The organism is Acinetobacter sp. SwsAc6 (assembly GCF_013391565.1).
GTDB lineage: Bacteria > Pseudomonadota > Gammaproteobacteria > Pseudomonadales > Moraxellaceae > Acinetobacter > Acinetobacter cumulans.
This window is the reverse complement of the sequence record NZ_JACAXE010000022.1, coordinates 1-11,369: the sequence shown is the minus strand read 5'-3', so window position 1 is coordinate 11,369 and position 11,369 is coordinate 1. Positions and strand designations below refer to the sequence as shown.

General features: G+C 36.2%; 15 protein-coding genes. 7 read left to right on the top strand and 8 right to left on the bottom strand.

All coding sequences use genetic code 11. The annotated features are described in order from the left end of the window. Window positions 1–287: 287 nt before the first annotated feature. Complete coding sequence (locus HYG93_RS13565; RefSeq protein WP_106984995.1) at window positions 288–533, top strand: hypothetical protein; 246 nt, start codon at window positions 288–290, stop codon at window positions 531–533. Window positions 534–640: 107 nt separating this feature from the next. Here HYG93_RS13565 and HYG93_RS13560 read toward each other — a convergent pair whose 3' ends face one another. Beyond that, window positions 641–1,105 (bottom strand): hypothetical protein, encoded by a 465-nt coding sequence (locus HYG93_RS13560; RefSeq protein ID WP_106984994.1) that lies wholly within the window; start codon window positions 1,103–1,105, stop codon window positions 641–643. 121 nt (window positions 1,106–1,226) lie between these two features. On the opposite strand from HYG93_RS13560, the gene HYG93_RS13555 reads away from it, so the two are divergent. Further along, window positions 1,227–2,093 (top strand): alpha/beta fold hydrolase, encoded by an 867-nt coding sequence (locus HYG93_RS13555; RefSeq protein WP_106985031.1) that lies wholly within the window; start codon window positions 1,227–1,229, stop codon window positions 2,091–2,093. A 115-nt stretch (window positions 2,094–2,208) separates the two neighbouring features. Here HYG93_RS13555 and HYG93_RS13550 read toward each other — a convergent pair whose 3' ends face one another. From HYG93_RS13550 to HYG93_RS13525, 6 genes are all read right to left on the bottom strand, one after another. After that, window positions 2,209–2,421, bottom strand: coding sequence for a hypothetical protein (locus HYG93_RS13550; RefSeq protein WP_120366037.1), 213 nt, complete (start codon window positions 2,419–2,421; stop codon window positions 2,209–2,211). Continuing rightward, window positions 2,418–2,630 carry a DUF4177 domain-containing protein gene (locus HYG93_RS13545; RefSeq protein ID WP_106984992.1) on the bottom strand — a complete coding sequence of 71 codons (213 nt, stop codon included), beginning with the start codon at window positions 2,628–2,630 and terminating at the stop codon, window positions 2,418–2,420. Before HYG93_RS13545 ends, HYG93_RS13550 begins: the two co-directional genes overlap by 4 nt. Window positions 2,631–2,863: 233 nt before the next feature. Next, window positions 2,864–3,079, bottom strand: coding sequence for a hypothetical protein (locus HYG93_RS13540; protein WP_106984991.1), 216 nt, complete (start codon window positions 3,077–3,079; stop codon window positions 2,864–2,866). Between the two features lie 208 nt (window positions 3,080–3,287). Next, window positions 3,288–4,682 carry a class II fumarate hydratase gene (fumC, locus tag HYG93_RS13535; protein WP_120366036.1) on the bottom strand — a complete coding sequence of 465 codons (1,395 nt, stop codon included), beginning with the start codon at window positions 4,680–4,682 and terminating at the stop codon, window positions 3,288–3,290. A 206-nt stretch (window positions 4,683–4,888) separates the two neighbouring features. Continuing rightward, entirely contained in the window at window positions 4,889–5,896 is a 1,008-nt protein-coding gene (locus HYG93_RS13530; protein WP_120366035.1) for an NAD-dependent epimerase/dehydratase family protein, read from the bottom strand. Between the two features lie 959 nt (window positions 5,897–6,855). Further along, complete coding sequence (locus tag HYG93_RS13525) at window positions 6,856–7,047, bottom strand: hypothetical protein (RefSeq protein ID WP_106984988.1); 192 nt, start codon at window positions 7,045–7,047, stop codon at window positions 6,856–6,858. A 917-nt stretch (window positions 7,048–7,964) separates the two neighbouring features. Between HYG93_RS13525 and tusD the strand changes: the two genes are divergently transcribed. Genes tusD through HYG93_RS13505 form a run of 4 tightly spaced genes read left to right on the top strand, consistent with a single transcriptional unit; the run spans window position 7,965 to window position 9,349 of the window. Further along, on the top strand, window positions 7,965–8,333 hold the full coding sequence (tusD, locus tag HYG93_RS13520; protein ID WP_106984987.1) for a sulfurtransferase complex subunit TusD: 369 nt from the start codon (window positions 7,965–7,967) through the stop codon (window positions 8,331–8,333). A gap of 44 nt (window positions 8,334–8,377) precedes the next feature. Next, window positions 8,378–8,728 carry a hypothetical protein gene (locus HYG93_RS13515; protein ID WP_106984986.1) on the top strand — a complete coding sequence of 117 codons (351 nt, stop codon included), beginning with the start codon at window positions 8,378–8,380 and terminating at the stop codon, window positions 8,726–8,728. An 11-nt stretch (window positions 8,729–8,739) separates the two neighbouring features. Continuing rightward, window positions 8,740–9,024, top strand: coding sequence for a hypothetical protein (locus HYG93_RS13510; protein WP_106984985.1), 285 nt, complete (start codon window positions 8,740–8,742; stop codon window positions 9,022–9,024). 13 nt (window positions 9,025–9,037) lie between these two features. Beyond that, complete coding sequence (locus HYG93_RS13505) at window positions 9,038–9,349, top strand: TusE/DsrC/DsvC family sulfur relay protein (RefSeq protein WP_120366000.1); 312 nt, start codon at window positions 9,038–9,040, stop codon at window positions 9,347–9,349. Window positions 9,350–9,396: 47 nt separating this feature from the next. Here the strand turns inward: HYG93_RS13505 and HYG93_RS13500 are convergent, their stop codons facing one another. Further along, a complete protein-coding gene (locus tag HYG93_RS13500) occupies window positions 9,397–9,879 on the bottom strand; it encodes a helix-turn-helix domain-containing protein (protein ID WP_106984983.1) in 483 nt (160 codons plus the stop codon). Window positions 9,880–10,224: 345 nt separating this feature from the next. Here HYG93_RS13500 and HYG93_RS13495 point away from each other — a divergent pair, with 345 nt between their 5' ends. Next, complete coding sequence (locus tag HYG93_RS13495; protein WP_178962563.1) at window positions 10,225–11,277, top strand: OmpP1/FadL family transporter; 1,053 nt, start codon at window positions 10,225–10,227, stop codon at window positions 11,275–11,277. The last annotated feature ends 92 nt before the right edge of the window (window positions 11,278–11,369 follow it).

The following is an 11,369-nucleotide window of genomic DNA, read 5'->3' as shown; positions in this document are numbered from 1 at the left end:
AGCTATAACCCCGCTATTTTGCACTGTTTTAAACCATGCAAAATCGCAGGTATTTAGAAATATTCAACTTCGTTAAAGTACTTATTTTTTTTAAATGCATGTGCTAAACACTGTTGAATATTTAAACAATTCCACCACATACACAAATTTCATGACTTAACATGTCAATATGACAAAATAATGACATTAGTGCTTGAAATACACTCAAAATCACAGTAAAACTGTAATTGAAATCCAGACTAAAACATTAAGGTTTTAGTACCAACAACAAAAAAGGAGGGATGGAGATGTTATCTATACATTTCAACAAGCAATTCTTCATTAACGCTCTAAAGGCAAATAAGAACATGGTGACGTTTGTCAGCACAACTTTTGCCCTCATGTTGACGTTATTAATACAAGGGATGATTCATGGCAACTTAAAGCCAGAATATTTCATGTATGCAATCATCGTCTCGTGTGCTTTTTTTGTTTGGGCTGTTGTAGACCAAAAATACCGTCGTAATACTTCTTCTCAATATTTCAAAGATTGAAAGGTGGATGACTCCGTCATCCATCTTCAATCAAAATATACAAATAATAAAAACAATATCTTTCCCTAAAATATTTCATTCCCACAACCCCCTTTAAACACATAAGTTCAGCTGAGAAAGCGCATAAGCGTACCTAAAATTAATAATAAAGTTGCCCCCAATTCCCCTATCACCAGCAATAACATAGCCAAACTCATGCACCAAGTTGGCACAGTCCATTTTGAGCCTAAACGATGAGGCGTTTTAAATTGATTTGTGGTGTCCTGTAAAACCCCGTGTAAGATATAACTTAAAATAGAGAAACTAAAAAAAACTAAATTAACCCAAACGCATAGCAAATTCACCCACTCAGGAAATTGCGAAAAATAGGCCAACACAGCCAAAATAAGCGACGCAGGTGCATATAACAAACTACTACGATGCGCGATATCTACATAATAGTGCGCTCTAGCCTGTATCGAATGACGGATTTGCCAATACTTCCATACACCAGTAAGCATGCCTACCCATAAAAACAGCCCACTAAATACAATGGCGCATTGCACTGAAACTGATATTAATAAATGATCCATTTAATTTTCCTTATTTTACTTTATGGTCTTCCAACTGACTTTAAAGTCACTCTTTTAGCAAGTTTCTTTTTAGAACTCGTGTAAATTAAATCATGACTTGTTTTTTATAAATACCTTCATCATGTCTGAATTTGAAGCACTTCCTATTGTATGTAAAGATGGCTATCAATTGGCTGCACGTTTTTATGCACATACCAACAAAGAAAAGCAAAATTTACCAGTTTTAATCTGCCCAGCTACAGGTATTACCAAACAGTTTTATCATAGCTTTGCGACATGGTTGAGCGAACAAGGTTTTGATGTCATGGTATTCGATTTTAGAGGCATTGGCGAATCACTACACGGTCAACTCAAGGACTCAACAGCCAGTATCGTTCAATGGGGTGAATTAGATATTCCTGCCGCGATAGATGTGCTGTTAAATAAAACCCATGCTCAACAGGTCTATTTACTCGGCCATAGTGCGGGTGGTCAGCTTATGGGGGTTAATGCCAACCATCATAAAGTGGCCAAAGTTGTTGCGGTGTCTGGCTCAAGTGGTCATATCAAAGGCTTAAAAGGACGCACAAAAATACTTGCACCAATAATGTTTAAAGGTATTTTTCCACTTGCTCGTTTAACATTAGGCTATGGCCCAACCAATGCAATTGGCATGGGTGAAAACTTACCCAAAGATGTTGCGCGTGAATGGGCACAATTCTGTTCAAAGCCTGGTTATATTCTTAATGCTGTCGGCAAAACCATTCATGAAGACTTTCACTCAAAAGTACATACTCCAATTACAGTACTTTGGTCATCTGATGATGAAATTGCCACGGAAGCCAATGTAAGAGACTTACTCCGCCTCTACCCAAATGCCCATACCGATATGATTGAGCTTAAACCAGCCAGCTATAATCATAAAATGATTGGTCACATGCTGATGTTTAAAAAGTCGCATCAAAACCTTTGGCCTGTGATCGCTAAGCAATTATTAATAGCTTCGTAAGGCATCAACGCAAAACCTGAGCCTTCATATCGAAATGAAATACACAATATAAAGACTCAAAAAAAGTCCATTTAATTATTTAAATGGACTTTGTAGAGCAGATGCACAAACCAAATTAATCTATAAATCCATCTTTTCTTAGCTTTTGATCTGTAAGAAATTCACGGATCACAATAGTGCTCAGTACAATAATCGCGACTAAAATACCCGCTGAAATGGTTACTTTAGTAAATATTTCAGAACTTAATGGCGAAAACCACAGTTGAGCAATGGCCAAAATGCACCACAAGACAGAAATGATTAATGCACTAAAAACACCATATTTCATCGCTCACGCTCCAGTATGACAACATAAGCCTCACGTTTCCAAAACAGCAACATGCGACGGATGTCTTTTTCCATAGTAATGACAGCCCAACCTTGTTGTGCATTTTGGTTTAAAAAATTTGTAAACTTTACAGGATCAACCTTTGATGAGCCTAAAAGCAAAGAGCCCAGCATACCTTCCTGATAAATAACAACTTTATATTCTTTCATTTTATATTATCTTATATTCAATTAATGTCATGCATTAAATATGCGATATCAGTATACATAGCATGTTATGAGCGAACAACACAGCAAAGTAGTTTTATAAGCTGTAATTTTTTGAAATATATGCTTTAATATACGCAGTATGAGATGAGCCTTATATGAGTATCACGCGAGTGATACGACTAGCCCCTTAACCATAGGGGCTTTTTAGTATCTAAAATTTAACAAATATAGAATTATTGAATATCAAAAACCCAGTTACGCGCTTGCGTATCTGTTGTAGTTTCACACACATAGTAGTCATGATCCCATGCATCTTGGTTAAAAATTTCTTTTTTAAAGTAAGTAATTGACTTACCATTTTCTACACAAGTAAAGCTTTCACCTTGGTCTTTTACTTGAGTTCCATTCAGAAATCCACCTATGCAGAGAAATCGAGTTTGTTTAGGCATTTTACATCAAATTTTAAATAAACATTTCAGCAGATTAAACAGTGTATCCATTTAACTGTAAAGCAATTGCCAGCCTTTTCTGGATCAATTGCTGATGGTGATTAAATCAAAAACTCATCGCACAAAAAACCACCAATAAAAGACCTAAACGATCAATTATCAGTGGTTATACGTGGATTTTCTTATACAGGCTAAAAGCCTTCTGCACTTATTGAGTATTAGGTGAAACCATTTGTTCTGGTCGTACAACTTCATCAAACTGCTGTTCAGTCACAAGTCCTAACTCAACTGCAACTTGCTTTAAAGTTTTACCTTCTTTATAAGCCGTTTTAGCCACTTTAGCTGCATTTTCATAACCAATAACTGGGTTTAAAGCCGTGACTAACATAAGTGAATCATGTAAGAAATGATCAATTTTTTCTCGGTTTGGCTCAATCCCTACTGCACAATGGTCATTAAAGCTATTACAAGCATCACCCAACAACTGAATAGATTGTAATAAATTAAATGCAATAACAGGCATAAACACGTTTAATTCAAAGTTACCTGAAGCACCTGCAATATTTATTGTGGTGTCATTCCCCATTACTTGTGCGACAACCATAGTCATTGCCTCACTTTGAGTTGGGTTTACTTTACCTGGCATAATGCTTGAACCAGGTTCATTTTCAGGAATTCTCAACTCACCAAAACCACAGCGAGGGCCACTTGCTAACCAACGAACATCATTGGCAATTTTATTTAAACTGGTTGCTAATGTTTTTAAGGCACCTGATGCAAAAACGGCAGCATCTCGCCCTGCTAATGCCTCAAATTTATTTGGCGCAGTCACAAATGCCAAACCCGTTAAACTTGCCAATTGCTCTGCAGCTTTCACGGCATAATCTGGATGCGCATTTAAGCCTGTACCTACAGCTGTGCCACCTAATGGTAATTCGTACAAACCTTCTAGAGCTTGATGTAAACGTTTTAATCCATGGTCTAACTGTGACACATAGCCACTAAACTCTTGACCCAATTTCAGTGGTGTCGCGTCTTGTAAATGTGTACGGCCAATTTTTACAATATCTGCAAATTCTTCAGATTTTGCCTGCAAGGTGTTGCGTAATTGAGTGACTGCAGGAATAAGGAGTTCATTGATTTGTAAACTTGCTGCTACATGAATGGCGGTTGGGAATGAGTCATTTGTTGATTGTGCACGATTCACATGATCGTTTGGATGAACTGGCTTTTGTGAACCTAATGGATTCCCCAGCTTTTGATTCGCAATATTCGCAATAACTTCATTGCAGTTCATATTACTTTGCGTGCCAGAACCTGTTTGCCAAACTACTAAAGGGAATTGTGAATCCCACTGCCCAGCCATCACTTCTTCAGCTGCACCCACAATATATTGTGCCAAGTCCTGTGGAATTTGATTCAACTCTGCATTGGTTAATGCCGCTGCTTTTTTTACCAATCCCATCGCACGAATCATTGGTCGAGGTAAGCGTTCTGCACCAATTTTAAAATTTTGTAGGCTACGCTGTGTTTGCGCTCCCCACATTGCTTCGCTTGGTACTTCAACCTCACCCATCGTGTCATGTTCAATACGTGTTTGCATGTTACAACCCTATTTCCTTGTTTAAGACCTTGGCTTTAGCTAATTAAACAATACTTTGCTATGGCTGATTTGAGTGTATGAAATCCCCAAACAATTGTAAATAAGAATCAATATCAATTATCACGCTTTTTACAATCCTCTCGATCGTAAAAATATATGTCACATCACCATATTCATTTCATGTTTTGAACGTAGGGGAATTAACGTTATTGCCCACGTAGAATTTGCTGATAGAAATTCCACTCATCTTTGAGCATTTGCTGCAAATTTCGCACAGGTTTCCAGCCTAATACTGCTTCTGCTTTACTTATATCTGCACCTAAACGGTCTAACTCTTCATTTGGATAGTAACTCGACTCCACTGTTTGAATGGTGGTTTGTGTCACTTCTGCAATTTCATCTAATAGTTTTTGGATAGATATTAACTCACCCGCAATATTAAAGGCTTCACATACCTGTTGCTGTTGGCTCAGCCATTCCAAGCTTTTACTAATCGCATGGCAGGCATCTAAAACGTGTAAAAAGCTTCGCTCATTGGTTTTATCATCTGTATTAGCATGCTTACGTAGCTCAATAAAATCACGTTGCATGGCACCAGCTTGCATCGCTAAAGGCACAATATTTTTAGGTAAAGGCATTACAAACTCACCTAAAATACCTTGCTCTAAGGCACCCGCAATATTCGATAAGCGCAATATCACAATTTTCCATTCACTGTCGGTGCGAGCGGTATCACGTATAATTTCTTCAACCATTTGTTGAGATTTAATATAGGGATTTGGATATGCATAATGAAAATCCATATCCTCTTTTAGTTGCGCAGAGGATTTACCATATACAGCTAAGCTTGATAAATGTACTAAAGTACGCACACCTGTGCGTTGCATAGCACGCATTAAACTCATAATACAGCTTACATTATCGTTATAGTATTCCAGAGGTTTAAGCACAGATTCTTCGAGTGACTTAAACCCAGCAGCATGAACTACAGCACTCACAGAATACTGCTCAAACACTTTATTTAAGGCAGGTGTATTGCGGATATCAATTTTAACAAAGGGCACATACATGCCAGAAATAAATTCCAAGCGCTCTAAAATTTGTAAATTCGCATTCGATAAATTATCAACAATAATGACTTCTTGTCCTTGCGCTAAAAGACTTAAAGCAATATGTGAGCCTATAAAGCCTAAACCACCCGTGACTAAAATCATTCTTTATCAACTCCACTTCTGAATCAGTAAGCTATGTTTTATTTGAATTATTTTGATGCTCTGTGTAACAGATCCACAGATATCTAAACCAAATAAGCCAGCTCACAATTTCTCTTGAGCTGGCGAATATTCAAGAAAATTATAGTTATATATTACTGTTTAAAAAAAAGTCATTTGTTGTTGTTATGAATACCAACTGTATGTTGAATATAGCCAGAATTATAAAAACACACCTAAAAAAGCAGTCTAATTTTTACTAAATCAATCAATCTTTCTCATACATTTTTTATTTTAATCATTCACTTATACCACTAAGAAAGAAACTTTAACTCAGTCTCTTTTGAATAAAATTCAACTATGCTTAAAATTTATCTGTGATCATGACCGCAAATTTTTGCATTTTCTCAACCCAATACTTATTATATTTTTGATACTTATTAAAATTTTATAAATCACAATGCTTCATATCATTGGAATTATCATTCTACTCTTTATTGCCTATCATTACAGACTTGATCAAGCATCTGGGGTTGGGGAATATCTTTTATATATGCTCATTGCATTGATTGTAGTTCTATTAAGGAGTGCATGGCGTACTCTAAACTAGTATTTTAAATTTTACTCATGCCATATCAGTAATCCAAATTTCTAATTCTATGTATGCTTTATCTATTTTAAATACATTAGACTTCTTTAATAAATCATTTTTTGAACTATGAACATTCATGATGTAAGTTCCCTCTCCTTTAAAAAATTGGAAGTACTGATTCGAAAGGGAGAGGTTTTTTATACTTAAAACCTCCTCATCCTTTTGCGGAGCTTACTCTTCACTCCAAAGGGAGAAAGGACTTTCATTAGTCATTTAAGTACCAACTCATGATCATTTTTTGACTTTTGAATGAACCCTATTCAATACAAAAAATAGCACTTGGCCACTACGACATAATTTTTTGCTTCTTCTAAGGTTCAGTTTTTATTTCTCTTACAACCCACTCTAAAAAATTTTTCTTATCAAAAAATTCAGGTGCTGCATTTGCAAAAATACTTTTTTCAATGTTGTTAAATATACCTTGAAATTCTAATGATCTATGTGCCTGAAAACCTGACTCTACGCCTTCATGAAGTGCTTTAAAAAAAATGGAAAGTTGCATAAATCGACTTTTGGTATCTAGTCCGTCAAATTCAGCTACAAAGTTATATATTTTTCAACTACTAACTTGGGGGTTGAGTAAATCATCGAAGTTTCATCTTATTATGTTCAACAAAAAACTAACACAACCAAATATTAATACAACAAAAAATTATATCTAAACTATTATTTATTAAGTATTTTTAACAATAATTCAAGTTTCTTAAGTAATTACTCATATAAAATCCATCTAACTATCAGTTGAATAAATTGGCACACTACCTCTACTCTAAATACAATATTTTATTAAAAAAAACTGCTTCAAGATAAGCAAGCCAAACTAAAACACCTTAAAGATTGATTAGAAACTACAGCAGTTTATAGCGAAGATTTTATGTTCTTTTCCATGGTTTAACACTGGTCAAATATATCTTTATATTGAGTTGATTCATGACTTTAAATAGCTCCTTGTACTTCTACACAATACATTTGAGAAATGCTCAAGCTGCAGTTCCTTTAAGCAATAATAAAATAGTTTAATTTTTCATGATCAAGCTCGGCACAAATTTCTTAGGTCATACTAAACCATCATTTTTGATGAAGAATTTTATTTTTTTCACCCGTTATTTTATTAGCTACTTAATTGAGCATTAAGCAAGTTGACTATTAGGAGCAACTAAAAACAATTGACTAAAGTTGTATACGAGAATCGATTTAAGGAGCATCAATAGTAAATTGTCTGTAATGTGTTTTGAGTGATTATCCAATCATTGGGTTGATCTCTTAACATTTAAAATAATCATTCTTAAAAGACAGGATAATTTAATCTAGCCTATAACGAGATCATTAAAATTATGGCACCTGAAATTATTGTATAATGTCTTTTTCTGATAACGTCTAAATTCAGTTGCTGTTGCAACTAATTTTTGCAGTGAAAGTATGAGTACCTTATTACTAATTACCTCCTCTCCTACATCTATACATGCATGGCATGCTTTAGGTTTAGCACAAGCATTACATTTGAAAAATGAAGCTTTTCGAGTTTTTTTCTATCAAGATGGTGTCGCTGTTGCTAATACATTGCAATGGGTGCCCGATGACCAACGTAATTTAACTAAAGAATGGCAAAAGCTCGAAATTCGCTTACCTGTGTGTGTAAGTGCAGCACTTGCACGTGGCATTAGTGATGAAGAAAATGCCAAGCGTCATCATATTCAGCATTACAATCTTGCTGAAGGCTTTGAATTGATTGGATTAGGTGAACTCGCAGATGCAGTTCAGTCTTCAGAGCGTTTAATTCAATTTTAATGAATGTTACTGGCTTAATTTGCTGTATATAAAAGGTTTATCGTGTGAAAAAAGTACTCGTTATATTAACCCAAGCCAACTTAAGTAGTTTGCAGGTGCATGAAAGCCTTTCTGCAACGATGGTTTTGGCTACTTTTGGCTGTGAAGTCAAAGTACTATTACAAGATGCTGCCTTAAGTTTACTGGCTTCAGATATAGAATTTAATCAAATAAAGCATGCATTTAAAGTTGCATCCAATATGGTGGAAAGCTTTGAATTTTATGACTTAACACCAGTTTTAGTTGAAACTAAAAACCAAAGCCAACGTTGGGTACAAACAACAGAACAAGAGCTTGAGTTTGTTGAACTCAATGCAACGCTCATTCAGCAATTTGACCATGTTTTGTATTGGTAAGGAATAATGCAATGAATACATCGACATTATTTTTAGTTCAATCCAGCTACGCGAATACGCTCTCCGTATTAGAAAAATTGCAACAAATGGCAACATCAACAGATCGCGTGGTACTGATGGGTGATGCTGTCATGCATGTGGCACAGCCCACGCTAGCAAATTTTTCATGTGCGATTTTAGACACCGAGAAAGCATTAATACCAGCTGATAGCGCTTTGGAGCATTTAGCTGTATTGAACTACGCTCAATTTGCAACACTATGCCTTCAATATACCCGTGTGGTAACCTTAAAATAAGTGGTTATTTAAAATGAATTTAGCCTTGGACCAAGATGGCCATTTAGTCGATTACAGCATTTGGAATGAACAGGTTGCACAAGAGCTGGCTAAATCTTTAGATTTAGAATTGACGGCTTGGCACTTTGAAATTTTGCAAGCTGTGCGTCAATTTTACCAACAATTTGGGCATTCTCCTGCAACACGCCCACTCATCAAATTTCTGATGAAAACCGTGAGTCAAGACATTAACAATGCAATCTTGCAAGAAAAGTTTAATACTGGCTTAGTGGCACGACATCTTAGCCGTTTAGCGGGTGTACCCAAACCTGCAAATTGCCTTTAGTCACGTACCGTTAATTTTACCTTTCCCAAAAGCGCCAATTGGCGCTTTTATACAACCTGATTGAGCTGATTCAGCTTGGTATAATATGCTTCCGTAAACACTGCTTTGACCTGTTTCGCATGTAGTAGCTCACCACATTCTGAACAGACCATCATCGGTTTAAAAACCTGCCCACAACGCTTATGGACGTACTGAACCGGTGAGCCTAACCCTTCATCCATCCATTTATCAGCCCACGTATTCATGGCCATTAAGAGTGGATAAAGCTCTAAGCCTTTTTCAGTCAGTCGATATTCAAAACGCTCCTGCCGATCCATATACGGCGTTTTTACTAAAATTTGATGCTCAACCAAACGCTTTAAACGGTCAGAAAGTACATGGCGAGTTAAACCTAGATTTTCTTGAAAATCATCAAACCGATGCATACCCAAAAATGAATTGCGAATAATTAGTAAAGTCCAGCGGTCGCCCAGAACTGATAATGCCCTAGCGATGGAACAAGGTTGATTACCAATTTCTTCCCATTTCATGAATTTGAACCCTTAGCAACTTAAGTCTTATACGCGTATGCATGCTGTTGGTATGCATACCATTATTTTATAGCATGATTGTGCATGGCAATACATCTTGTCATTATAAGGTTGAAATTCAGCTATTTTGTATACATGTGTATTTTTAGAACAAACAGCCTATTACAGAAGGACTGCTGTGTTTTTATAAAAATACATATAAAACAAATAAATACAAACATAAAAGTTTTATTTTTATTCACATTTTGATTAATTATTATTTTATATACATCTGTACTTTTTTCAATATTATGTTATTTTTCCATCAATTTTTTTCTACACCGTCATCTCCCTGACCTGTCTGCTATGAAACTTACAACGCTTCAATCTGCCATTTTACTCAGTGCATGTGTTAGCCCTATGGCTTTTGCAGGTGGTTTAGACCGTTCTGGTCAATCTATTTCTGCCTTTTTACAGCCAGGTAATTACTTTGAAGCTGGTATTTCCGTGCTTGATCCTTCTGTTTCGGGGCAGGACAAAAATGGGAAGGCTGCCAATGATATGGCGGGTGATTATTATTTCCCAACTGCAGCCTTAAAAGTTCAAGCTACAGATCATATTTCTTTGGGTTTGTTGTACGACCAACCTTATGGTGCAGATGCCAAATATGAAGGCGAAAATGCGTTTGTCTCTGGCGCGAATGTTGCACCATTCGGTATTTCTGGCGGTACAGAAGTTACCGTTAAAACACAAAGTCTATCTTTGCTTATGGGTTATCAACCCAATGAAAACTGGAACATTTATGCTGGCCCTGTTTACCAGTCTGTAAATGGTGATGTGAAATTACGTGGCTCATTATTTTCTGTTTTAGATGGCTATAACTTAGAAACAGGAAATGACTATTCATGGGGCTGGTTAGCAGGTGTTGCTTATCAAATTCCTGAAATTGCCTTAAAAGCATCTTTAACCTATCGCTCTGAAGTCGAACATAAAATTGATGCGAAAGAGCAAATTAATTATGCACGTATTGCATTAAAACCTTACGAGACAGCAGGTTTACTCAATTTAAGTACTAACCCTATTGATACTTTTACCTTTTCTACACCACAGTCAGTTAACTTAGACTTGCAAACAGGGATTATGGCCAACACCATTGCCTTTGCAAATATTCGCTGGGTGAACTGGTCTAATTTTGTTGTACGTCCTTTTAAATTAGATCAAGTGAGCCAAGCCACAGGCCCGCTGGTTGGTAAACCAAATGGCTACAATCTTATTGACTATAAAGACGATCAAATTTCTGTGAATGCAGGTGTAGGCCGTAAGTTTAACGATAAATGGGGTGCAAACCTTTCTGTAGGTAGGGATTCTGGCGCAGGTAATCCTGAGAGATGGATCCGTAAATTTGAACAACTCCTATAAGTGATATTCTGCTCCTCAAATGATGTTATAAACATCAATATATGGAGTATTTTATGGCACGTAGACCAAGAAGAAATCATTCAAATGATTTT

Excerpts from the sequence above, each read along its gene's own strand:
- HYG93_RS13565 (WP_106984995.1), top strand. The coding sequence starts at position 288 with ATGTTATCTATACATTTCAACAAGCAATTCTTCATTAACGCTCTAAAG.
- fumC (WP_120366036.1), bottom strand. The coding sequence starts at position 4,682 with ATGCAAACACGTATTGAACATGACACGATGGGTGAGGTTGAAGTACCA.
- HYG93_RS13540 (WP_106984991.1), bottom strand. The coding sequence starts at position 3,079 with ATGCCTAAACAAACTCGATTTCTCTGCATAGGTGGATTTCTGAATGGA.
- HYG93_RS13530 (WP_120366035.1), bottom strand. The coding sequence starts at position 5,896 with ATGATTTTAGTCACGGGTGGTTTAGGCTTTATAGGCTCACATATTGCT.
- HYG93_RS13545 (WP_106984992.1), bottom strand. The coding sequence starts at position 2,630 with ATGAAAGAATATAAAGTTGTTATTTATCAGGAAGGTATGCTGGGCTCT.
- HYG93_RS13500 (WP_106984983.1), bottom strand. The coding sequence starts at position 9,879 with ATGAAATGGGAAGAAATTGGTAATCAACCTTGTTCCATCGCTAGGGCA.
- HYG93_RS13555 (WP_106985031.1), top strand. The coding sequence starts at position 1,227 with ATGTCTGAATTTGAAGCACTTCCTATTGTATGTAAAGATGGCTATCAA.
- tusD (WP_106984987.1), top strand. The coding sequence starts at position 7,965 with ATGAGTACCTTATTACTAATTACCTCCTCTCCTACATCTATACATGCA.
- HYG93_RS13550 (WP_120366037.1), bottom strand. The coding sequence starts at position 2,421 with ATGAAATATGGTGTTTTTAGTGCATTAATCATTTCTGTCTTGTGGTGC.
- HYG93_RS13525 (WP_106984988.1), bottom strand. The coding sequence starts at position 7,047 with ATGCAACTTTCCATTTTTTTTAAAGCACTTCATGAAGGCGTAGAGTCA.
- HYG93_RS13560 (WP_106984994.1), bottom strand. The coding sequence starts at position 1,105 with ATGGATCATTTATTAATATCAGTTTCAGTGCAATGCGCCATTGTATTT.
- HYG93_RS13495 (WP_178962563.1), top strand. The coding sequence starts at position 10,225 with ATGAAACTTACAACGCTTCAATCTGCCATTTTACTCAGTGCATGTGTT.
- HYG93_RS13505 (WP_120366000.1), top strand. The coding sequence starts at position 9,038 with ATGAATTTAGCCTTGGACCAAGATGGCCATTTAGTCGATTACAGCATT.
- HYG93_RS13510 (WP_106984985.1), top strand. The coding sequence starts at position 8,740 with ATGAATACATCGACATTATTTTTAGTTCAATCCAGCTACGCGAATACG.